The organism is Parapusillimonas granuli, assembly GCF_013416525.1.
Classification (GTDB): Bacteria; Pseudomonadota; Gammaproteobacteria; order Burkholderiales; family Burkholderiaceae_B; genus Parapusillimonas; species Parapusillimonas granuli.
The window spans coordinates 420,913-443,577 of the sequence record NZ_JACCEM010000005.1 but is presented as its reverse complement, the minus strand read 5'-3'; the positions used below and the strand labels follow the sequence as shown (position 1 = coordinate 443,577).

The following is a 22,665-nucleotide window of genomic DNA, read 5'->3' as shown; positions in this document are numbered from 1 at the left end:
CTATCGGCTTCGCGCAGGATCCGGACTATCTGCTCGTCGCTGTATCGCGTCTTCTTCATATGCCTCTCACTCTCTGAGAGGCCATTGTCTCAAGTTACCTTGGATCGAAAAAGCCGGGACAGGTCAGCCCAGCACGCCCGCGGCAACCCCCGTTTCCTCAATAACCCCGTTCTGGCTCAGGATTGCGCTGACCCACCGCAGATCGGCCTGTTCGGGTCGAATAGGGTTGCCCCCAAGTATCACCCCCGCATTTGCCGCGTTATCGGCAATGGTATCCAGCACGCTTCGTTGTCGCCCAGTGTCAGGATCCGTCATGAAAGCGCGTGAATCGATGATCTCGAGCGCAGGCACGACATACTGTGTGGCATCCAGTACGTCGAAGACCGACACGTTAGGGCCTTTCAACTGTTTTCCCAGGACAAAAGCGAGTTCCACTTCGAGACGGGGCCCAATAAATCGATCGGAGGGAATGGTTTCACCGCTCTCGAAAAACATGTCTTCCAGTAAAACACCATGATCAGGCTCGCTGATCCCCACGGCCATTTGCATCGCACGTGATGTCAGGCCAATCTTGAATCCCTTAATCGGATTGCCACTGGCTATTTTCATCTCCACCCAAGCGTTCTGGATAGCATAAGCATCAGCCATTGTCAGATCTGGATACCTGACAGACGGTGCACGCACTTGCACGCGACTCTGTTCGGCTTCGTAGAAATCACGCGCCAAAGCGTGAATGAGGTCATCGGATAACAAAGTAATTCTCCATCAGGACGCAGCGGTAAAGGAACTGTGTCGAGCGAACCGCCTTATGCTTCCGGCGGCATGATGCGACGGCTTTCCTTACGAAGAATGCGCCAGCCGCCCTCTTCCAGGCGCAGGTCATCAACGCAGTCACGCGTCCCCAAAAACTCGGGTTTCTCCAGACCAGAACGCATCTCATACGCCGTCATGTAGAAGCGAACCCTGGCTGTGGTCGGAGTCACGTTCTCGACCCACAGGTTGGTGACGATATGAGCCGTATAGCGTTGTGGGTCGCGGGTTTCCAGCGCCTTCTGGACGGCCGCCTGCCCTTGCAGCTCTGACCCTTGACGGACCCATACACCGTCGCGAGCCATCAGCGCCGCAACTGCTTTGTTATCGCGATTGTCCAGCCCTGCGAAGAACTGGTAGACAACCGACGCCAAGGTATTGATACCGGGGTTTGACATGAATTCTCCCTATTCTTTCTTGTAAGTGCTCAAAATCCGCCGCGGACGTCAAGCAACGCCCCCGTTACGTATGACGCCGCCGGCGATGCCAGCCACATCACCGCCTGGCTGATTTCATCTATTGTTCCCATTCGGCCCAAGGGAATCGCATTGATCATTGCCTGCAGTTCGGCTGGCTCGCGCGAATGATGAATTTCCGTATCCACCACGCCGGGACGGACAGCATTCACCCGGATGCCCTCCTTGGCCACCTCCTTGGACAAGCCCACGGTAAAGGTATCGATCGCGCCTTTGGATGCCGCGTAATGGACCCAGTTGTTCGGGGAACCCAGGACTGAAGCGCCGGAAGAGATATTCACAATGCAGCCCCCCGACCCTCCCGACCGGCTAGACATGCGACGGATCGCCTCGCGTGAAGCCAGAAACGGCCCCGTAATATTGGTTCGAAAAACTGCGTCCAATACATCAGCCCGAACATCTTTTACCCTCGATACGCCGCCCGTTATAGCGGCATTGTTCACCAGCACTTCGGGTCGACCCAGGTTGTCGATAAGCGTGAACGCCCTGACGACATCCTGCTCATCACCGATGTCCACCTGAATGCTATGCGCCTCACCACCGCTGGCGTTAATTTCCGCAACCATGGCCTGGGCCTGATAAATATCGGAGCGATACATCATGACCACCGGCCAAGACCGGGAAGCCATTCTGGCAATCGCGGCACCGATGCCCCGCGTGCCACCGGTAACGACGAATAAACCTTTTTGTGCCATACTCATCTTGTCCGGTTATACGCTCAAGTGCGTGCTCAGCACTGCCTCATTGCCTCGCAGAGAGTCCGAATCCCCGCAGAAACAGACTTCACCCTTAGACAGCACATAATGCATATCACCAAGCGCTAGCGCGAATTTCAGGTTCTGCTCGATCAGGAGAACGCCCAGCCCCTCGTCTTTGAGATGCTGCAGAATCGTGCCAATTTCGTCCACAATGAGAGGAGCGAGTCCTTCGGACGGTTCGTCAAGAATGATCATCGTGGGGTTGAGCATGAGCGCACGGGCGATGGCCACCATCTGCTGCTCCCCCCCCGACAGCTGAAACCCACTGTTCTGACGCCGCTCATACAGCCTGGGGAAAGTCTCATAGACACGCTCAAGCGTCCAGGCTCCATCTTTTCCGGGCCGTGCAGCGACGGTCAGGTTCTCTTCGACAGTCAGACTCGGGAATACTCCCCGTTCCTGTGGAACAAAGCCTACCCCCATACGGGATATTCGATGCGAAGGAAGGCTGTCCAGACGTTGATTGTTGTAATGAATAGAGCCCTGGCGCGGCTTCAGATAACCCATGATCGACAGGACGGTAGTTGTTTTCCCTGCACCGTTACGACCAAGAACGGACGTCACCTTTCCTGGTTCAACCGAGAGCGAGACGCCATGAAGAATATGGCTGTCATCGTAATAGGAATGAATATCTCTAACCTCGAGCATTAGTGCTTCCCTCCGAGATAGACCTCACGCACTTTCTCGTTGCTCTTGATTTCATCTGGCGTACCGCTGGCAAGCACCTCGCCGTAATACAAGACAGTGATCGTATCCGCCAGGGAAAAAACCACTTTCATATCGTGCTCTATCATGAGAATGGTGAGCGACTCGGGCAAGGTACGAACCAGGTCAATCATGCGATTGGTCTCTGCCGGAGACATACCCGAAGTCGGCTCATCCAACAGCAAAAGTTCCGGCTCTGCCGCCAACGCAATGGCGATCTCCAGTTGGCGCTGCTCGCCGTATGACAGGTTCGATACCCGTTGATCCGCAGAATCAGTCAATTGAATCTGATCAAGAATCTGGTAGCTCCGTTCCCAGTGCGCCGCCATCGAATCAATGTTGCGCAAAGCCTGATACCAACTACCTTGCTTGGCCTGCACCGCCAGACGCACATTCTCGGCAACGGACAAAGAGGGGAACAGCGTATTCTTCTGAAAGGTTCGGCCTATCCCCATCTGGCATATGGCCTCGGGTTCCATTCCGGTGATGTCCCGTTCCTTGAAAAGAATACGCCCGGAAGAGCATCGCAATTGTCCGGTCAGTTGGTGCACCAGGCTTGTCTTACCTGCGCCGTTGGGCCCGATGATGACATGCCGTTCCCCGGGGAAGACCGATAGTGAAACATTGGTTGTTACTTGCAGGTTTCCGAAGGACTTGCAGAGATTCTCTGTTCTCAGGAGGGTCATAATTGCTCTCCCGTGGTTACCGGCGCAACGACCGGTTTCCTAGATTCCCTCTTACGGAAGAATTGTTTTGAGAAGTTCTTCATGATCAAACCCCAAACACCTTCCCGGAGGAACATCACACAGAAGATGAAAGTAACGCCGACCCAGAATGCCCAGTACTCGTTGTACGAACTGATGTAGTTCTTGAGCAGCAGAAAAAGCGCGGCACCCAATGCAGGACCAAATACGGTTCCACTGCCACCCAGAATCACCATGATCATGGCATCGCCGGAAAGATGCCAGTGCAGAATATCCGAGGATACATAAGAGTTGAACAGTGCGTACAGCGAGCCCCCGATACCTGCCAGGCAACCGGATATCGTGAAGGCGATCAGCTTGAAACGTTGCACTGGGTAGCCGATCGCCCGCATGCGTTGCTCGTTATCTCGTATCCCGATAAAGATCGAACCCAGCGGAGAGCGCACCAGATACCAGAGGAACACCAACACTGAAAGAAAACCGATCACAATGACGATATAACGGGCAATCGCATCAGACCCCATGTTCCAACCGAAGAGATCCGGCGGCATGAAGCCGATCAATCCGTCCGTACCTCCAGTGACCGACCTCCATTTCAATGCTGTGGCAAACAACAACTGAGAGAAGGCCATGGTTAGCATGAGGAAAGGAATACCTTTGACCCGTATGCAGAACAGACCGATGAACGCCGCCAACGCGGTGGATGCAATGACGCCGGCAACAGCGCCAAGCCATCCGGAAATCCCGAGATGGACTCCGAGTCCGATTGCAACATAGGTTGCTACGCCAAAAAATGCGGAATGGCCAAATGACAACAATCCCGTGTACCCAACGAGCAGATTTAAGCTCATTGCAAAAATGGCGAAAATCAGAATCTCAGATACGATCCCAAGCAGATAATCTCCACCAAAAGGCGCGACAACAAGTAAAAGGATCAGGCCCAGAAAGCCAGGAAGATGAATAGATTTACTCATGTTTATCCTTTCACCATGCCAAACAACCCGTGCGGCCGCATCAACAACACAACCACCATCAACAGGTAAATGAGAAATAACGCGTAATCTGGAAAGTACGCTTTTCCGAAGGTATCTATCGCTCCGACGAGTAGACTGGCAACGAGCGCACCTTTCAAACTACCCATTCCGCCAACCACCGTAACAATAAACGCAGGAATAAGGATTTCGATATCCATTCCGAGATAGGTCCCCATAACCGGCCCAGCAACAATTCCGCCAATAGCCGCCAATGCCGCGCCAAGAGCAAAAATACAGCCAAAAAGAAACGGTACATTTATTCCAATACCAGCTGCGGTCGCTGCGTCGTCGACGCCCGCCCTGATCATTGCCCCAACCCGGCTGCGCTCCAGGAAAAACCAAAGCAGCACGGCAAGCGCCACCCCGAAAGCCACTAGAAACAATCGATACTTTGGCAACACTGCTCCCGCCACCATGATCGCGCCTTGCAATGCTTCAGGCGGAGCGATGTTACGGATATCCGGCCCCCACAAGTACTTGCAGATATCCCCGAAAACAAAGATAAAGCCGAAGGTAAGAAGCACTTGGTCGAGATGGCTGCGCGAGTACATCGGCCGGATGAACACACGTTCCATCAGTACGGCAGCAGCAGCCGCAGGAACCCAACCGGCGGCCAGTGCGATCCAGAAATTCCCCGACCACTGCGCAAGGGAGAAGGCAGTAAACGAGCCGATCATGAAGAACGAGCCGTGGGCAAGGTTTACCACGTTCATCAAGCCGAATATCAGGGACAAACCGGCCGACATCATGAAAAGCAGCATACCGAAGACAAGACTGTTCAGCAGCTGTGAGATTAGAAAATCCATGGCATCATCGAAGCGAAACAAAGGGCGCCGATCCAGCGAAAGCCGAATCGGCCGGAAGAGTCGTTCCGTCAGGTCGGCAACTTGTCCGGATCAGTGACGTCGTTAATAGTGTGAATCACTTTATTGGTGATACGACCATCCACCTCGGCCACTTCCCGGATGTAGACGTTATGGACTGGACCTTGGGTCTTCTGGTTGAACTTGAACGGTCCCCTTGGGGCATTCAGTTGCACCGCAAGCATTGCCTCACGCAACTTTCTTTTATCTGACGTATTGCCATCAACAGCTTCAACGGCGGCGTGAATAACCGCTGCGGCGACATAACCGTATTCAGCATAAACGCTGGGATACTCGTTATGTGCGGCGCGATAGGCTTCAACAAACTGCTTGTTGGCGTCATTTTGCAAGGTGTCGGCGTAGTGCAGTACATTACGTATCCCAAGCGCAGAGTGTCCTTGGGCAGGCAAAGTATCACTATCCAGCATGAAACCCGAACCGGTAATTGGAATGCGGTCCTTCAACCCGTACTCGGAATACTGGTTCACAAAACGCACCGCGTCCGTACCCGCATAGAAATGAAAAGTGGCAGCCGGATTGATGTTCCGCATGTCCGCAAAATATGGGCTGAAGTCGTTGTTGCCCAATGGGGGATAAATTTCCTTAATTATTTTCCCGCCGCGGTCCTGGAAGCCATCCTTGAACTCGTTCAACGAGCCACGACCGCCCGCAAAGTCGGATGCGCTGATCAGGACTTCCTTGCTGACGTTATCGTATACCCACTCGCCCATCGCCGCATGAACAGGATAGGTATTAACAGAGCTGCGGAAGAAGTATGGCAAGCCGGTAAATGCCAGGTTCACCAGGCCGGCGCCTGAGCACACCATGAAGGCTTGGCTCTGGCGCAGGTACTGGACAGCCGCCATCGCCACATTAGATGCCTGAATACCCGTCACCAGATCGCATTTGTCACTTTCGACAAGCTTCTTCAGCTTCTGCAGTCCGACCTGAGGGTTGATTTCATCATCCTCTCTGATGATTTCAATCGGTCGGCCTGCGATTGAGTTTCCGATCGAATTGAAATAAAGCGCCATCCCCTGGATATTGGCATTACCCAAGGCTGCGAACACCTTGGAATAGGAGTTCAACGCGCCGATCTTCAAAGGTGCCTTCGATTGTGCCAGCACGGCCGGTGCAGAGCCTCCAAGCATGGCGGCAGCGCCTGTCAATCCGGCCACTTTAATGAAACCCCTACGGGTGATGCCGTTACCGGCTGATAATTGTAATTTCTTCATTGTCTCCCCTGATGATTCAAGAATAAGGAACTCTTAATAAAACTGAACCAACTGTTTTCCAACATTCTTCCCTGCGAGCAAGCCTAAACAAGCATGCGGCGCAGCCTCAATCCCGAACGCACGAGTTTCTTCGGATCTGAGCAAACCACCGTCCATCAAATCGCTCAGTTCATCTACGGCACGGCCCCACTCACCCACGTGATCCCAAACGATGAAACCTTGCGCCGTAAGCCTTGAAAGCAAAAGAAAGTGATGCGATAACAGCTGCATCGACCTGTTTCCATAGCGGCCGATCATCCCACACAGGGCGATACGTCCACCCAGACTCATGGCCGGGAAGGCCGCATCAAGCACCCAACCATTGACGTTGTCGAAGAACGCATCCACCCCGTCGACGGCATGCTTGAAAATCTCCTCCGTCAACGCCTCTTTTGAGGCAAGCGGCCGGTAATCGATGCAGGCATTGGCTCCCAAGACGCGTGTCACGTAATGACATTTCTGTTCGCCTCCGGCAATGCCGATAACCTTGCAACCCTTGGCTTTTGCCAGTTGCACGGCGACGCCACCTACTGCCCCTGCAGCGGCACTGACCAGTACCGTGTCACCCTCGACCGGACGGCAGATTCTGTTTATGCCGTACCATGCGGTAACCCCCGTCATGCCGAGCATGCCCAGATACGCCGACAGCGGCGCCCGCTGTTCGTCAACCCTGCGCAGATTGGTGCCGTCAGACACACCGTACTCCTGCCATCCCAGGGCGCCGACCACTGCGTCCCCAATCTGGAAATCCGGATGCTGCGACGCAATTACATGCCCGGCCGTTTCGCCTACCATCGTTTCACCCAGCGCTTGAGCAGCTGCATAAGACTGCGTCGTGTACATGCGACCCACCATATAGGGGTCAATCGAAAGATAGCGATTTCGAACCAGAACCTGCCCCGCAGCCACGCCGGGCATCCCGACTTCCTCCAGCCGGAAATGCGTGGTGTCCGGCTTGTCTACGGGACGGGACGCGAGCACCATACGCCTGTATCGCTCAGGGACAAGCCCAGTGGCGGTGTGCGGCCCCATGTCAGAGTCCCATCAGCTCGCGGTAGTGCTTGTAGAAAGCCCGGATCAGCACTTCTGTGACCATGTGATCCTGCGGCTCAACGCCCCGCCCACCCATCTCAACGACCGCCGATCGATGTGCGTAATGGTGCGTACCCAGTTGAGACTCACTGAGCACTTCACCGTCTTCCATCGCAACGAACCCGGCCGGTCCGTACAGGTTGGCGTGACGTACACGCAGACGAGTCATCTCTTCGTCGTCGTCTTCATAGCCGAAGAATGTCCAGGCCAGTTCGAAAGAGTCGGGCCCCTTGGGAATCACATGGCGCATGCCGAATGTATTGGCTTGCTGATGGATCACAACACTTGGAAAGTGCGTCACGGCAACGACTTTGCCATCGTCGAACTCGTTTCGCGGTGTCACGGTATCTTTATCAAACAGTTCAAGCTCTTCCTTGAAACGCTTGATTTCGGAGGCAGCTTCAGTCTTCTTCTTACCCACGTTCCGGGACACCATGATGCTGTGTCCTGAATCAGTCGGAATCGACTCGGACTGCGTATCCGCACGCCAGAGGCCGAAGGTAATCAAGAAAGAATGCAGCAAGGTCGCATGATAAGGATCTTTCAGATTCTCGAAATACAGCTTCCAGTTGCTGGGGATACGCTGCCGGTTGTAGCCCAGCAAACGCAAGCCCTTGCCCGAAAACTGCCGGCGCAACGCTGTCAGGACTTCTGCGCCACAGAATGTTTCAAACGGCGGAGGGTCGTCATGAAAACTGGCCCAGATCGAGCCGCCTTCCACATGGACCCGCAGGCGCTTGAGCCCGTGATCCGCATTATCGAAATCTGACGGCATTCCGCCCTTGCGCAATACGCCACGTTTTAGCGGAACACCTTGCAGACTGCCGTCGAGCGCAAAATTCCATTGGTGATAAGGACAGGTAAAGGACTCTTCCTTGCCTTTGTTTTTCCAGCAGACGCGGGCACCGCGATGGGCACAACGATTCTCCCAGACAAAGATCTGGTCGTTCTCGCCCCGAACGACAATCACCTGCCGTTCGCCTATCCAACTACGTTTGTAGCAACCCTGCTCAGGGACTTCACAGTCCAGCGCGACATAGTTCCAACTGGGACCATAAAAAAAAGTGTCCAGCTCGCGCTGATAAATTTCCGGATCGGAATATACCCAATACGGAACGCGCGTCCACCCTTCTTCTGGCCAATGACGATTCTTGATAGGGCTGATGATCGTAGCTTGCTGCATATCCATTTCTCCTGTCCCTTATACCGGTGCGATGAGCGATCTCGATATATGATGGTTATCAAATACAGCAAGCCGTTGCTTGAATCTGAAACTATCGCCGTCTCGCACAACAATATCGAGATACGTCCCTACAAGAAAGACTGTTGGGTCGTTGTCCGATGTAGCCTCGGTAATCAGGAAATTGGCGCGCGCATGAATTTCATCTCCTTCAATGGCCGTGACCCGGACGCCGCTGATAAAATGTCGCCAGACCCGCGGGACATACACTTGAGTTTCGCGCAAGGCAATGACACGGTCGCGTACCATTGCCACGCCGTCACAATAGATTGCTGCTTGCGGAAGCTTCTCGGTGTAGTTCTCTCGCGAAACGACCTGGTATATGCAATCGTCCAGGAAATAGGCCGGAAACTCTTCCACCAAGTCCTGATCGAGCAATTCGGCGACCTCTTCATAGAAGTGGCGCAACTGGTTCTCAAGCAGCAGCAGCTCTGCGTCAGGCGCGAGCTTGCGCACAATGGGTTCGATACGATCTCGCACCTTCTACCCTCCAATAGCTGTCAGATTGGTCTCGATTCCCTGTTCCGAGCCGAGCTTGGTAATGGGAGATTTCAATGTTTCCTGCCACAACAGCGATTCCATCGCGATGTGCAGAGGATGGTCCTGAATCGTGAGCGCCATGAATCCTTGTTCACGCGAAGCATGGTTATGAATTGACCAGCCCGGTGCGGAAAAGTGCAGATCGCCTTCTTCCCATTCGATCCGCTCGCCGTTCACCACGCTCTTGCCGTGTCCCCACATGATGTAGTTGATCGCAGCAGAGGTATGGCGATGCGGCTTGTCGACCTTGCCCGGCGGCAGCTTTGCGATGGTGGCGAAGAAACTATGGGAGGTACCGATCCGGCGCTCTGTAGCCGGGTTATAGAGCACATATAAGTGCCGGCCCGTATAGCTAAGGTCCAGATTATGCACCTGGTCGAGATGAGGAGCGACATCCTTCCATGGCCAGTGCAGCACCTTCGAATCGATCGTGTCGATATCCACCAGCCACTCATAACCCATCAGCTGGGCGCCATCCTGCCCAATGGGAATCGGCACGGCAGCATCGCGGGCACTGCGTTGCACCACATGCGGCTCACTGGGGCGATCACCGTTCTGCCGAGCGCCCTCGACCGGGCTACTGTAATGTACATCGAGCCGCTCCAGCAACGGAGTATTGCTGTAGGAAAGCCTGACAAACAGGTCGTTGCCGTCGTTACGGTAAACAACCGGGTGCATCGACGGTGTATTCCATACGTCGTACTTCTCGACCTGAAACGGCATACCGCCGTTGGATACGGTCGCTGAACCGCGGATGCACATATCCACGGAACTGGAATTGCGCAATACAGGAACAGTCTCCTCACCCGGTTTGAGCACCACAATATGGACGTCGATTCCGGGAGCAAACGCAGGAACCGGACCGGTATTCATTGGATGGTTGACTGCCGCAGCACGCCGACCGTCTACTGGGCGATCGATACTTGCCAAGCGCTCGATCTCGGCTTCAATAATCGCTCTACGAAGCACTACCGTCGGCCAGAAAGTCTGCTCTCGCGCGGGTTGGCCGCTGACATCGATCAGGGTAATACCGTTATTCATTTCGTCTCCTTGTCTATCCTTGTCGTCTCTGTTCTGGCGGCGCTGAGATGGGCGCACGCTACGATTGCTGGGCAGGCGCGGCCCAGCGCACAGGTGCATTCTGCATCAGGGGAATGCGAAGACCGAGGTTGCTTTGCAAGGCGCGTTGATAAGCAAGCGCAGCCACCGAGAGATCGGAAATCCCCATACCCATGGATTTGAATAAGGACAAATCCCCGCCTGCCGGCTTACACTCATTCCCGGCAATCAGTTCGCCCAGAGGGCGAACTCTACCCCAGTCCCTACCCTCTACATCGAAGTGATCCATGAACTCTCGCGAAGCTTTCTTGGTGTTGGGTACATCGTCGACAGCCATGATGCTGACACGCTCGAAGACGTCCTGGTGGAATTCTGCATTCGAAGGCAGGATGGCGCCGACTGCATTGTAGTGCGCGCCTTTTGCCAACAGATTGCCGTGCAGAAAGGGGGTCCGGGCACGTGTGACCGTGGTGACGATCTCGGCACCATCAACTGCCTCTTCAAGAGAATTGGCATTGATGACTTCCATAGCAAACTGCTCGCGCACCTTCTCGCAGAAGGCAGATCGCCGCTCTGCCGTCGGGCTCCAGATACGTAGACGGCTTAAAGGACGCACAGCGTCCACCGCAGCAATCTGTGCAAGTGCCTGCCGACCTGAACCGATAACAGCCATGTCACTGACGTGTTCAGGGGCAAGCCACTTAGTACCCAAACCGGTCATGGCTGACGTGCGCAACTGCCCCAATGCATTCGCTTCCATGATTGCCAGCAAACGACCTTCATCGGCGTGGAACAGTATGAAAACCGCCTTTGCTCCGCGGGGCGTGTTCACCCAGTTCTTGTAGCCACAAAATCCAGCCTCTACCAGTGCAGACCCAAGCGAATGCATGGAGGCAGCTTCTCCAAGTGAGCCGAGCGCCTTTGGGATATTGAACGCCGTTCCTTGTCCCAACTGGCGCAAACCCGTCTCCAGTTCGCTGATCGTGTCATTGAGTGTGACCAAGGAAGTAATATCCTCTTCGCTTAGCCAGATTGCCGCATCCTGCATATCCATATCCTTCATCAATTACCCTGGGAGACGGTATTACTCAACCGCCCCACTCCTGAAATCTCCACTTCGAACCTGTCGCCCGGCTTTAGATAACGAGGTGGGTCATACGCCAGCCCGACGCCCGCCGGTGTTCCCATCGAGATCACGTCTCCCGGAAGCAACTCGGTGAAAGTCGACAAATAAGAAATCGTGTATGCAACGGAGAAAATCATGTTTGCGCCGGTATCTCGTTGCACCAGCTCTCCATTCAGCCAGCCGGAAATCACCATCTCCTCGGCAGGCCCCGACTCATCCGGCGTAACCAGCCAAGGGCCGAACGCCCCGGAGGACATGAAATTCTTCCCCGGTGTCGCCTGATTAGTATGGCGCTGCCAATCACGAATGGAATTCTCAGCGAGACAGGAATAACCCGCAATGTAATCCAGCGCTTCTTCCTCCGAAACCTGATAAGCAGGTTTGCCGATGATGACTGCCAGCTCAGCTTCGTAATCAAAATGATCGGAAACAGCAGGACGCACCACCGGAGTGTTATGTCCGACGAGTGAGGATCCGAAGCGCACAAAAATTGAAGGCCGAACCGGAACTGCCATACCGGCTTCCTCGGCATGCTTATAAAAATTCAGACCCACGCAGAGGATTTTGTCGGGATTCGGAACGGGGGAAAGCCAGGTAACTTCTTCGCCCTTGAGCCCATCTCCCTTCGCAATACGATCAACAGCGCGACGATTTAATCCATCCAGGCTTTCCCATTCCAACGCAGCTCGTAAATCAGGTAGCGCTGGCGTCGCCAAATCGAAAACAAACCCCTTATCAACGACACCATAGAGCGCCGCCTTCTTCTCACTACCAAACGGGATGTAGCTTCCGTATTGCATGCATGCCTCCGATTACAGCGCCATCCAGAATGACGCGATCTGTTTTTATGCCAGCAATCATAGACGCATGAAAAAAGCGTCACAACACAGAGAACGGAACAGCACTTGTTCCAAATGGGATCAGGCATCCGAACAAAAGCCCATCGTATCAACCAAATATTTCTTGAGCCCCTCCTTGCAAAACATGCCGCCCGTTTTGATAGATTGGAAATTCTGTACGGAACCGGCTTCGAGTCCTTTTCACAGGACGGCGAAGGTGTCAGCTTGCGCTGTCTTCGTCTTGCAAGCAATGAGCCGCTAACCATCAAGTGTCAGTTCATGATAGGTTGCGACGGCGGAAAGTCCGCGATCCGTAAACAAATAGGAGCCCGCTTTGAAGGAGACCCGGTCATACAGCGCTGTCAGTCGACCTATATACGCGCCCCGAAATTGTTGTCCATGATGCCGGAAGGCCCGGCCTGGGCGATTTTCTCGCTGAATCCGAAGCGATGCGGAAATATGTACGCCATCGATGGAAGCGAGCGCTGGCTTATCCATAACTATTTGAAAGACGATGAGCCGGACTTTGATTCCGTGAACCGGGACAAATGCATTCGGGATATTCTCGGTGTTGGAGCGGAATTTGAATATGAAGTGCTCAGCACCGAAGGGGGTATGGACGACGTTTGGTTGCAAACCGTTTCCGCAACAATCGAGTATTCCTGTGTGGGGACTCGGCGCACATCTGGGTTCCTTATGCGGGCTATGGCATGAATGCAGGCATTGCAGACGCCGCTAATCTTGCCTGGCTGATAGCGGCTTACCTGGATGGCTGGGGAGACGAAGGCATACTTGATGCCTACGAACGGGAGCGCCAGCCAATCACGCAGCAAGTATCACACTTCGTGATGAATCACTGCATTGAAATGGGGCGGCAACGCCGTGAGGTTCCCGGCACCATAGAAGAAGATAGTGCCGAGGGGGAAGCAGCGCGCAGTGCGCTAGGCAAAAAAGCTTACGAATTGAACGTGCAGCAGTACGCATGCAAGGGCCTCAACTTTGGGTACTTCTACGATAAGTCACCAATCATCGAATACGATGGCGCGGCTCAACCAGCCTATAGCATGGCCGAGTACACTCCTTCAACGGTACCCGGCTGCCGTACGCCTCACGTCTGGATGGCCGACGGTCGTTCACTTTACGATGCCATGGGCAACAATCATGCACTACTGCGCCTTGACCCGAAAATCGACGTTTCGCCTCTTTTGTCGGCGGCGAGTGGTAGAGGAATGCCTTTGAATGTGATCGATTTGGACCCTGACGAATCAAGCGGACTTTACGACTGCTCGCTGGTTCTATCCCGGCCAGATCAACATGTAGCTTGGCGGCTACGCGCAAGGCGTGCGCCATACCGTTCAGCCCGCCCTAAGCACTTGGCGCGCAGTTTACCCAGAACAGTGTCGGCATCGACATACCGTCCGGTCTGACGCGCCAGGAACTCCTCGTTTGCCTTGTGCAGGTCGACCTTGCTGCGTACGGCCTGCTCGATGAACTGAGACAAGCTTTCGCCTTCGCGCAGGACGCTTTCGGTGTCCCGGCGCAGCTGCGGATCCACCCTGGGCGGCGGGAACGTGGCGGTTTTCATGAGCAGGATCCTTGCATGGCATTTGCGATGCATTGCAGTCGAAAGCTGCCCATCGCATCAAAAGTGATCGAGCGGTCATCCAATAATCCCCAGGGGGGGGGCAGTATTACATCGGCGCCGTTGGCAACGCGGCCTTCAAAGCGCTGACGTAGGCATTCCGCGCCGTCTGCATGGCTGCCACCTGCGCTTGCAGGCGGGCGAGCTCCTGGTCGACGAACTGGATGCTCTGCAACTGTGCCTTGGCGTCGTCGGACAGGCTGTCCAGGTCGTAGTCGATGTTGTCGATCTTGATGGTTGGCATGATTTGTTTCTGGGTTGGTTGTCGTGTCGAGCGGGTTTCCCGGTGCCAGCGTACAAGCTGCAGGTTGATCTGGTGTGCCTCGTGGACGACTTGGGTGAGCTGTCCGAGCTCCAAGTGCCGGCGCTTGGCTCGTTGTTGGCGACACTGCTGCATGGCGAGTGTTCGGCCGTGTCCGGCGTTGCGGGGCAGGCGGTAGCCGGCATCCTTGAGGGCCAGACAGGCTTGCTCGAAGACCGCTGAGGGCATGGCGGCTTCGCTCAGGACGACCTCGCTGGCTGCAAAGCCGTGCCTGCGCGTCATCGCCAGCATGTATTGCGTCGCTTCATGCAGCGTGATCCGTCCCTGCGCGTTGACATGAATCAGCGGGCAATGCGGCGCGAGTGCGGGCAGCACATGGTTGGGATACACCGCGTGCTCCCAATAGCTGCCGGCAATCTGACGAAAATGCGCAAAGTCCTGAATGGGAATGAACTGCGCCTGGTGGAAGGGCAGGACTTCCACCTTGGGCTTGGTGGGGGTGACCGTGTCATTGGCCACGTCGATGTACAGCGTGCCGACCTGGTAGGCGTTTTGGAAGTATTGACCGCGCAGGTCGCCCCACACCTGACGGAAATCGCCGCCCGCGCGCTGAAATGCCCGCAGCGCTCGCAAACCGATGGCGGCGTCTGCCGGCAGGTCTGATTCCCCCACCGTGCGCAAACGCGCCTGCACAGCCTCGGCGATTTCCAGGCACTGACCCAGCGGATAGGGTTTTCCCAGCTTTACCGGCTGCAGCCGCTTCAGTTCGGCGTCCAGTTGACGGCGCACAGCCAGTAGACACGCCTCAAGCTCGGGCAACGCCGGCAGCAGATAACGCTCAGTCAGCGCGGCTTGCCGGACGGGATCGGAGATGCGTGGCTCGTTGGGCAGGAGCGGGGTGAGCCAGCTGCCGATGCTCTGCTGCGCCCCCTGGGTACCCTTCGCAGCCGGGAATACGGCACAGTCCATACGGAATTTTCGAATAAGGATTTTCTTTCGAGAGGGCATTCTACTCGAACACACTCAAGAAATGGCCGCGATGAGAGATCGTGCAGGCAGTGAAGCGGCTTCGGTGAATGCATTACGAATGCTGTACGCCACCTGCTAGTGCGGCGTTTCGCCCGGCCAGTCGCCCCGATGTAAACGCCCACGCCAAGTAATGCCCGTGACCGGCAACGATCAAACCGCCAAGCCCGACGTTTCCGACGGCGTACAGCCCTTCGATCCAGCTTCCATCGGCCCGAATCACTTTATGCTGACAGTCTACTGCCAGCCCGCCTTGTGTAACGACCAGCCAGCTATAAACGGGACCAAGCGCATGGAATGGCCCCTGGGTAAGGCCACCACCCTCCGCTTTTACGCGGTCTTCCGCGTTATATTGAGCAATGGTCTTGGCCAATGAGCCTTGAGGCAAATTCAACTTGTCCGAAAGCTCTTTGAGCGTAGCCGCCGAAGTATATATGTCCTTACGATATCGAGCGTAATCGGACATATAGGCATAAGCCACCCCAGGTGCGGTCGAAATATAGTATGGATACTTGCTGAACATGCGGGCTGTTTTGTCGTCCAGCACGATGTAGGCGCACTTGCCCGGTTGCTGGTGCAAGTCATGCTTGCGCGCGCTGCGTTCATCGATAAAGCGGGTTCCATCCCGGTTTATCAATATGGCTCCGGCCGAGAACAGGGATGGCTCCGGTGACAGATAGCTGGTAAGGGTGGGAAGCAACAATGGCCGCGACAGCCATTTCGGCGCCCAACGGAATGCGAAGCGCATGATCTTTGTAAGGACGGGGTATGCCGGCAGATTGGCCAGCATGCCCTTTGAGCATGGCGGCTTGAAGCGAAGCTTGGGACCGGCTGCAAGCTCTCCTTTACAAACAATGGCGTCCTCGTCGATGGCCATACGGTGGCCGTCTCCGGTGCTCAATGGGTTGATGGCATCGACGTGCCGCAGCGCCGGCATGAACCGCTCTTTAAGATCGTCTGCTGCAGAATAGTCGCCGGTTGCCAATATGATGCTGTTGGCGATGAACTCTCTTTTCTCGCCGTTTACAGTGGCTTGAACGCCTATCGCCTTGTTGTCGCGCATCAACAACCGTTCGGCCGTCGCCTCGGTAACCACTTCTATCGGCAATTCCCTGCAACGCCGTTCCAATAGAAAAACGAATGCCTTGGAGTTCGGAAGGACTACGTGCATTCTTGGAACTCGATGCGGCTCCTCGCTGAACGGACCTAGAAAAGTCAGTCCGAGCGACTCCAGCCACGCAATGACGTCCGGGACGTTTTCGGTGAGCACACGACGCAGCGCGAGATTATCATGTTGATGCTGGGCACCCAACAGGACCGTAATGTCATCAAAGTGCGCCTCCGGGGTATCCCCTTTTATCCCGTTGCTTCGCTGAAGCCGTGTTCCCGCCGCCGTGATGGATCCGACGGATAACGCCGTGGTTCCGCCTATCTTTGAGCCCTTTTCAATGAGGGTAACCGACGCGCCGTTCTCAGCCGCTGCAATGGCGGCTGCCAAGCCTGCTCCGCCTCCGCCCACCACAATGACATGCACGGACCTACCGGCAGGCTTCTTACTCGATTTCAAATTCATCTCCGCTGTTGAGAGCTATAAAGCTGGATAAGGCAATGGCGTCGATTGGGCGCCAAGCCGGCATTAAATGATGGACTCGCCGCCATCGACGAACATCGATATGCCGGTGATATGGCTTGCGTCGTCGGAAAGCAAAAATTTAATGGCGTTTGCGACTTCAACCGGTTCCGCTATCTTCCTCATAGGAATTCCGGGCCGAAAACGTTCAGCCGAGCCGTAGATTCGTTGTTTCAATAGGTCGCCGGAATCCTGTGACTGTGCCAGTTTGAACATTGCGGTATTTACCGTGCCTGGGCAGACGGAGTTCACCCGTATGCCAAATTCGGCCAATTCCAGCGCCAGGGCGCGGCTTAGCTGATTTGCCCCTGCCTTGCTGGAACAATAAGCAACCTGCCCAACTCTTGAAGAAAATGCGTTCAGCGACGATATGATGACCATGGCGCCCGATTTGTTTCGAACCATGATTCGAGCCGCCTCACGACAAGCGATGAAAACCCCGCTCAGGTTGACTCGAATGACTTTGTCCCATAATTCATCGGGAGTATCGATAAACGGAGTCAGCGGCACCCGAATTCCGGCATTGGCAACAAATTTGTCCAAAGCCCCGAAATGCTCGACTGTTTGACTGATCGCATTCGCCATTTGCCTGGAGTCCGTGATGTCCGCCGTAATGGTCAGAAGATTGTCCGCGTGATCTTCAAGGGACTCTTTGGCAGTATGGAGAGCATCCGCATTGATGTCGATCAAGGCAATTTTGTAGCCGGCTTGCGCAAGAACTTCTGCCGTGCCCAGACCGATGCCGCTGCCTCCTCCGGTAATTGCAACCACTTGGTTATTAGAACTGTTCATGTTGTCCTCAGACAAGTATATGAAATATGAATTTGTTAACTAGGCATGTGTCGCGATGCCTATCCCACCAGATCGCAGGGGCACCGATAGTGCCCCAACGGCGATGAGCGTCTACTTACTTGGCTTCATAGTTAATCGCCTTTACAACCTTTGCCCATTTCTCGATCTCTGCCGCCTGATAGCTGGCAAGTTCACCCGGCGTGCCACCGTAGGTGACCAGCCCGACCTTATTGAATACTTCCAGTAAGCTCGGTCGTTTCAGGCTTTTGTTGACGGCAGCGTTCAAGGTATTGATCACTGCTTCAGGCGTGTCCGCGGGGGCGTATAAGGCAAGCCAGGATTCAGAATCAAAATTCGGATAGCCGGCTTCTTTCAATGTAGGCACGTCAGGCGCAAGCGGAGACCGTGCCTTGCCCGTCACGGCCAACGCGCGAACCTTGCCCGCCTGCATAAGGGATACCGCGGAAGGCATGTTGTCCAGCATGACTTGCAAGCTTCCGCCCAATAGATCCGTCAACGCGGGGGAGCTTCCCTTGTATGGCACATGAACCATCTCGATACCCGCTTCAAGGGAAAAAAGCTCAGTGCTCAGGTGTATTGAGCCACCGGCGCCGGGTGTGCCATAGAAAACCTTGTCAGGACGGCCTTTGGCATATTTGACAAATTCCGACACCGTGCGTGCGGGCACCTTGTCGTTGACTATCATCATGAATGGTGACGCCGCAAGTAAAGCGACGGGCTCGAAATCCTTGGCCGGATCGTATTGCAGACTTTGTTGGGTGCTGGGATTGGTACCGTTCGTCGTGCTGGTTCCAACGAATAAGGTATAGCCATCCGGATTGGCGCGTGCGGCGGCAACCGCTCCAATGACACCGCTTGCCCCCACCCGATTGTCGACGACCACCGGCTGTCCAAGCTCCTGCGACAGCCCCTCTGCAATGGTGCGACCCACGATATCTGTAATTCCACCGGGCGGGTATGGCACGATGATTTTTACAGGCCTGGATGGAAAGGTCTGAGCATAGGCAAGTGTGGTAATGGTAAGTGCAGCGATCGCCATGATCGCATTAAATGTCTTCTTCATGTCGTTGTATCTCCGGTTAATGGTTCCTGCCGCCGGAACGGCGGCTCAAGATTTTTTGGTTTGAAAATTTCTTGATCTGAAAAAATAATTCCATTTATTGTGCCCGCCTCAGATCGCGGACGGCTCCCTCATTAAGTCACTAATCGCACTGGCCCGATAAACCTGCGCGTCAGAAGCAAATTCGACGCATGCGTTTCCGACGCCTTCGGGATGATGATGCAATTGAATCGAGCAAAACGGGACAGGCGCCGTGCTTGCCTGAATGGCGCTTGCAGGTGCCGTCAAAACTCGATCCGACGCGCCTATTTCTTGTGAATTACACAGGGCAAACAGCAGGATCGGGATTCGGCACTGGCTTTCAATTTGCTCCAGACCCATATCGAAAATGCAGGCAAGGCTTTGGGCCCTGTTCACAGCAGGCGAAGACTTCAGGCGTTCCGTCCCTCGTCGCGCGATAATTTCGGATACGGCACGCCCCACATCGCTCAACCCGTAAAATGCGGCAAATCGAGGCAAAGCGACGGCCGGCATCTTGCTCGATACGGAATATCGCCGTGCCAACGCCACGCCTGGCACTGCTAGGATGTCGGGAAGATGTCGGGTGTTGTACCAATGATGATATTCGTCCTCCATATCTCGATATGGCGCGGTAAAGACAACGTACAGTCCCTGCATGGCTCACCCAAACGTTAGTTGGCGCGGTCTTGAACACGTTTTGTGCTCTGAATTGGTTTTGATGCTCTCACTGGCCGGCACTGCGCGGGCCGCCAAGTAATCAAACGTCGATAGTGCTTTCTTTGAGCATTCCAGCCGTGATCAAAGCAGTCCTGATCGACGAGATTTCTTGTTCTTTCAGTTTCATTATTGGCGGCCGCACCGCAGCGCATTTGAAGCGCCCCAAGAGCACTTGCGCCTCTTTCATGCGATTGTGCTGATCAATAAACGGCGGGCGATAAAACACACGTGTAATAACGTTCATCCGTTCATTGATCTCGCGCGCAAGCAGCAAGTCACCATTCCGCATGGCGTCGAACAATTCCACCTGAAGAGAAGCGATCGTGCTGCCGGCACCCGACAGGATGCCGTCACACCCCAGAGCAAGCGACTGGAGAAGCCATGAACTGTGCGAGCTGAGCATCGCCACCTTGTGCGGGCGATTCCGCAGCTGACGCACCACTTCCTCATGCAATACCGGATCGCCGCAGTAGTCCTTGATTCCCGCAATGGCGGGGACTTCTTCGATCAGGCGCATCAAGGTATCGAGCGCATACCCCTGGCCGCCTCCCAGCGGGTACTGGAAGATGATGAGAGGAAGTGACGAAGCCCCAGCGATACGCCGATAGTGCTCGAGAACCATTTCCGGGCGCAGCTGCGCCCCTTTGCCGAATACCGAAGGAGGAAACACAAGCAACGCCGAAGCGCCTGCATCTTCCCAGCGCCGTGCCAGATCAGCGGCCATCAAGCTGCTTTCTGAACACACGCCTGAAACGATGGGCAACTTGTCTCCGACCGTCTCGCATGTCGTGGCCAGTATCTCGGCCTGCTCGTCTTCCGTGCAGGAGCTCACCTCAGAGGCATGCCCGTTCACGCACAACGCAGACACGCCCGGAACACCGGCAATATCCAATAAATGCTGACGCAGGCCCGACAAGTCCATCCCCAAATCGGGTGTCCAGGGCATCAAGGCGGCGGGGATGATGCCGCGGGCTTCGAACTTCATAATGAACTCCATTGTTAACTTACATGCAAGTAAGTATTTGGGCAAAAAAAAAATGGGTGACGATAACTATTTCCAAGTGATTGCATTGCTGTATGAAACGCTGGATAGCTCTAGCCTCCTTGTATTTCATACAGTTTTCAGCCTTGGTACTTGCTGTTCCAATCCAATCGAAAGGCCGATCTCCCGCAAAAACTGACTTACATGATAGTCAGTAAGCTGAAGTTGCGAAACTCAGTATTTACCCTTAGGATCACAGGCCGGACCACACAAGCCTGTGCACACCAACTGGACACATCCGAATTCATCCTTCATTCTTATCGCACATCACGGTTACCAACGACCTCGGTCTAAAGCTTGCTTGGACGCGCAAGCCCAAGCAGCGAAGCCGCAGCCTGTTTACTTTCGATTTACGGATCTTCCGTTAGCCTTTGAGCCATGAAAGAAGAGATCAAACGCCTCGCCATCAGACTGTTTACCCTGAAAGGTTACCGAGGCGTCAGTTTCGGCGACTTGACAGATGAATTGGGCACGACCCGGGCCAACATCCACTACCATTACGGCAGCAAGAGCGGCTTGGCGGAGGCTGTCCTGGATGCCGCCGCGGAAAACGTGGTGGAAACTTATAAAGCCATCTGGACAAACAAGAAAATCTCACTGCGCAAGAAGCTTGAGCGATCCTACGCCTTCAACGCTGGACGATATGGCGAGTACAACAGCGATGGCGAGGGGGTAATCTGGAGTCTGATAACACGCTTTCGCATCGACCGCGACGTCATACCGCCTCGCATGATTACGCGATTGAACAACGTCACCTTGTCCAACGAGGAATCGGTAGCCGAAGGCGTACGCATCGCCATAAGCCGCGGGGAACTGCGCGCCGATGCGCCCCTGGAGGAAATAGCGTGTCTGATCTCAAACGTGCTTCATTTCGCCCCGCTCATCAGCCAGGCACCCCACGACTTGAGCCGCCTCCAGCAAACATATGAGGCGCTGAGCAATGTGATCGAAAGGGCTTATTCGGCCAAACCAATGTGAGATCAAGAAGGCCGGCGCCATGGTCCGCCACGGGTGTGCTAATGCGCTGCGAGCGGCGAGGCGATGCTAGAATCCTTCGGCCCTTGCGGCCACGCATTCGTGCCCGCAAGGCCCAATGCCACGGAGTACTGATGCGCCGACTTCTCCAGTTCTTGTTGTGTTTCCCAATTGCGGCCCTGGCGGAAACCGTCCGCATTCCCGGCCCGCAGGGCCCGCTCGAAGCCGAGGCCATCCGGATGGACGGCGCCGCGCATGCGGTGGTGATCATTCCCGGCTCAGGCCCGACGAATCGGGATGGCAACTCGCCGCGGATGGGCCTGGCCTCCGATACCTACAAGCTGCTGGCCGAAGGCCTGGCGGCCTGGCGGCGCTGGTAACGGCGCGCAAGCCCCCGCCAGCGCTGTGCGGACTGCTGTTGCTGTCGACAGCGGGCCGCCCCGTCGGCGACCTGATGATCGAACAGCTCCGGGCGCAGCCCGGCAACGCCGCGATCCTGCCGGAGGTCGAGTCACTGGTGGCGGACCTGGCGGCGGGCAAGCCGCGTGATCCGGCAACGATATCGGAAGGGCTGCGGCCGCTGTTCAGCACCGGCCTGCAGCGCTACATGATGGACCTGTTCGCCTACGACCCTGTGGTCGAAGCCGGCCACTGGCCGGGCCCCGCGCTGATCGTTCAGGGCGACGCCGACGTACAGGTGTTGCCGCGCGACGCGAACCTGCTGCAACAGGCCATGCCCCAGGCGAAACGGGTGAACCTGCCCGGCGGCACGCACATGTTGAAGACCGGCGTGCCCAACGCGCCGCTTGCCACCTATACCGACCCAACGCTGCCGTTGCACCCGGCGCTGGTTCCAGCCCTGGTCGACTTCATGGACGCCCACCCGCCCAAGGCGCGGTGAGCATGCTGGGACTGCGGAGGATCGCCGCGTCGATCTTTAATGGCCGCATCCGGATG

The 22,665-nt window shown here is 55.4% G+C and carries 25 protein-coding genes and 1 pseudogene; 5 read left to right on the top strand and 21 right to left on the bottom strand.

Features of this window, described 5'->3' with window-relative positions:
* Positions 1-129: 129 nt before the first annotated feature.
* From H0A72_RS11965 to H0A72_RS11900, 14 genes and pseudogenes are all read right to left on the bottom strand, one after another.
* Positions 130-753, bottom strand: a pseudogene (locus H0A72_RS11965) (FAA hydrolase family protein); the annotation flags it as partial.
* A 53-nt stretch (positions 754-806) separates the two neighbouring features.
* A complete protein-coding gene (locus H0A72_RS11960) occupies positions 807-1,208 on the bottom strand; it encodes a nuclear transport factor 2 family protein (RefSeq protein WP_180155509.1) in 402 nt (133 codons plus the stop codon).
* Between the two features lie 29 nt (positions 1,209-1,237).
* Positions 1,238-1,981, bottom strand: coding sequence for an SDR family oxidoreductase (locus H0A72_RS11955; RefSeq protein ID WP_180155507.1), 744 nt, complete (start codon positions 1,979-1,981; stop codon positions 1,238-1,240).
* A 15-nt stretch (positions 1,982-1,996) separates the two neighbouring features.
* Positions 1,997-2,692, bottom strand: coding sequence for an ABC transporter ATP-binding protein (locus tag H0A72_RS11950; protein ID WP_180155505.1), 696 nt, complete (start codon positions 2,690-2,692; stop codon positions 1,997-1,999).
* Positions 2,692-3,435 (bottom strand): ABC transporter ATP-binding protein, encoded by a 744-nt coding sequence (locus H0A72_RS11945; RefSeq protein ID WP_180155503.1) that lies wholly within the window; start codon positions 3,433-3,435, stop codon positions 2,692-2,694. The genes H0A72_RS11950 and H0A72_RS11945 overlap by 1 nt, the downstream gene beginning before the upstream one ends.
* Entirely contained in the window at positions 3,432-4,427 is a 996-nt protein-coding gene (locus tag H0A72_RS11940; protein WP_180155501.1) for a branched-chain amino acid ABC transporter permease, read from the bottom strand. Before H0A72_RS11940 ends, H0A72_RS11945 begins: the two co-directional genes overlap by 4 nt.
* Before the next feature lie 2 nt (positions 4,428-4,429).
* A complete protein-coding gene (locus tag H0A72_RS11935; RefSeq protein WP_180155581.1) occupies positions 4,430-5,293 on the bottom strand; it encodes a branched-chain amino acid ABC transporter permease in 864 nt (287 codons plus the stop codon).
* 68 nt (positions 5,294-5,361) lie between these two features.
* Positions 5,362-6,585, bottom strand: coding sequence for an ABC transporter substrate-binding protein (locus H0A72_RS11930; RefSeq protein WP_180155499.1), 1,224 nt, complete (start codon positions 6,583-6,585; stop codon positions 5,362-5,364).
* Between the two features lie 33 nt (positions 6,586-6,618).
* A complete protein-coding gene (locus H0A72_RS11925; RefSeq protein ID WP_246436927.1) occupies positions 6,619-7,608 on the bottom strand; it encodes an NADP-dependent oxidoreductase in 990 nt (329 codons plus the stop codon).
* Positions 7,609-7,657: 49 nt separating this feature from the next.
* Complete coding sequence (locus tag H0A72_RS11920; RefSeq protein WP_180155495.1) at positions 7,658-8,899, bottom strand: aromatic ring-hydroxylating dioxygenase subunit alpha; 1,242 nt, start codon at positions 8,897-8,899, stop codon at positions 7,658-7,660.
* A gap of 18 nt (positions 8,900-8,917) precedes the next feature.
* Positions 8,918-9,415: an aromatic-ring-hydroxylating dioxygenase subunit beta gene (locus H0A72_RS11915; protein WP_425502512.1), complete on the bottom strand. Its 498-nt coding sequence runs from the start codon at positions 9,413-9,415 to the stop codon at positions 8,918-8,920.
* Between the two features lie 24 nt (positions 9,416-9,439).
* The gene (locus H0A72_RS11910; protein ID WP_180155491.1) at positions 9,440-10,537 is read right to left on the bottom strand and encodes a cupin domain-containing protein; all 1,098 of its coding nucleotides are present in this window, start codon (positions 10,535-10,537) and stop codon (positions 9,440-9,442) included.
* A gap of 58 nt (positions 10,538-10,595) precedes the next feature.
* The gene (locus H0A72_RS11905) at positions 10,596-11,618 is read right to left on the bottom strand and encodes an ornithine cyclodeaminase family protein (RefSeq protein WP_246436928.1); all 1,023 of its coding nucleotides are present in this window, start codon (positions 11,616-11,618) and stop codon (positions 10,596-10,598) included.
* On the bottom strand, positions 11,618-12,481 hold the full coding sequence (locus tag H0A72_RS11900) for a fumarylacetoacetate hydrolase family protein (protein WP_180155489.1): 864 nt from the start codon (positions 12,479-12,481) through the stop codon (positions 11,618-11,620). The genes H0A72_RS11905 and H0A72_RS11900 overlap by 1 nt, the downstream gene beginning before the upstream one ends.
* Before the next feature lie 114 nt (positions 12,482-12,595).
* On the opposite strand from H0A72_RS11900, the gene H0A72_RS22345 reads away from it, so the two are divergent.
* The gene (locus tag H0A72_RS22345; RefSeq protein ID WP_281389290.1) at positions 12,596-13,234 is read left to right on the top strand and encodes an FAD-dependent monooxygenase; all 639 of its coding nucleotides are present in this window, start codon (positions 12,596-12,598) and stop codon (positions 13,232-13,234) included.
* The gene (locus H0A72_RS22340; RefSeq protein ID WP_281389281.1) at positions 13,147-13,947 is read left to right on the top strand and encodes an FAD-dependent monooxygenase; all 801 of its coding nucleotides are present in this window, start codon (positions 13,147-13,149) and stop codon (positions 13,945-13,947) included. Before H0A72_RS22345 ends, H0A72_RS22340 begins: the two co-directional genes overlap by 88 nt.
* On the opposite strand, the gene H0A72_RS22175 is transcribed toward H0A72_RS22340, so the two are convergent.
* From H0A72_RS22175 to H0A72_RS11865, 7 genes are all read right to left on the bottom strand, one after another.
* Entirely contained in the window at positions 13,830-14,105 is a 276-nt protein-coding gene (locus H0A72_RS22175; protein ID WP_246436929.1) for a YlcI/YnfO family protein, read from the bottom strand. The genes H0A72_RS22340 and H0A72_RS22175 overlap by 118 nt on opposite strands.
* 106 nt (positions 14,106-14,211) lie before the next feature.
* On the bottom strand, positions 14,212-15,393 hold the full coding sequence (locus tag H0A72_RS22170) for a DUF6447 family protein (protein ID WP_246436930.1): 1,182 nt from the start codon (positions 15,391-15,393) through the stop codon (positions 14,212-14,214).
* Positions 15,394-15,505: 112 nt separating this feature from the next.
* A complete protein-coding gene (locus tag H0A72_RS11885) occupies positions 15,506-17,023 on the bottom strand; it encodes an FAD-dependent oxidoreductase (protein ID WP_180155487.1) in 1,518 nt (505 codons plus the stop codon).
* Between the two features lie 63 nt (positions 17,024-17,086).
* Complete coding sequence (locus tag H0A72_RS11880) at positions 17,087-17,872, bottom strand: SDR family NAD(P)-dependent oxidoreductase (protein WP_180155485.1); 786 nt, start codon at positions 17,870-17,872, stop codon at positions 17,087-17,089.
* A 115-nt stretch (positions 17,873-17,987) separates the two neighbouring features.
* Positions 17,988-18,956, bottom strand: a complete 969-nt coding sequence (locus tag H0A72_RS11875) for a Bug family tripartite tricarboxylate transporter substrate binding protein (RefSeq protein WP_246436932.1) — start codon at positions 18,954-18,956, stop codon at positions 17,988-17,990.
* A 108-nt stretch (positions 18,957-19,064) separates the two neighbouring features.
* Positions 19,065-19,631, bottom strand: coding sequence for a DUF4286 family protein (locus tag H0A72_RS11870; protein WP_180155483.1), 567 nt, complete (start codon positions 19,629-19,631; stop codon positions 19,065-19,067).
* A gap of 100 nt (positions 19,632-19,731) precedes the next feature.
* A complete protein-coding gene (locus H0A72_RS11865; protein ID WP_218953288.1) occupies positions 19,732-20,676 on the bottom strand; it encodes a dihydrodipicolinate synthase family protein in 945 nt (314 codons plus the stop codon).
* A gap of 435 nt (positions 20,677-21,111) precedes the next feature.
* On the opposite strand from H0A72_RS11865, the gene H0A72_RS11860 reads away from it, so the two are divergent.
* The 3 genes from H0A72_RS11860 (at position 21,112) to H0A72_RS22005 (ending at position 22,609) form a co-directional block, all read left to right on the top strand.
* Positions 21,112-21,711, top strand: coding sequence for a TetR/AcrR family transcriptional regulator (locus H0A72_RS11860; RefSeq protein ID WP_180155479.1), 600 nt, complete (start codon positions 21,112-21,114; stop codon positions 21,709-21,711).
* Positions 21,712-21,842: 131 nt separating this feature from the next.
* A complete protein-coding gene (locus H0A72_RS22010) occupies positions 21,843-22,088 on the top strand; it encodes a hypothetical protein (RefSeq protein ID WP_218953287.1) in 246 nt (81 codons plus the stop codon).
* 38 nt (positions 22,089-22,126) lie between these two features.
* Positions 22,127-22,609: an alpha/beta hydrolase family protein gene (locus H0A72_RS22005; protein ID WP_218953286.1), complete on the top strand. Its 483-nt coding sequence runs from the start codon at positions 22,127-22,129 to the stop codon at positions 22,607-22,609.
* Positions 22,610-22,665: the final 56 nt, after the last annotated feature.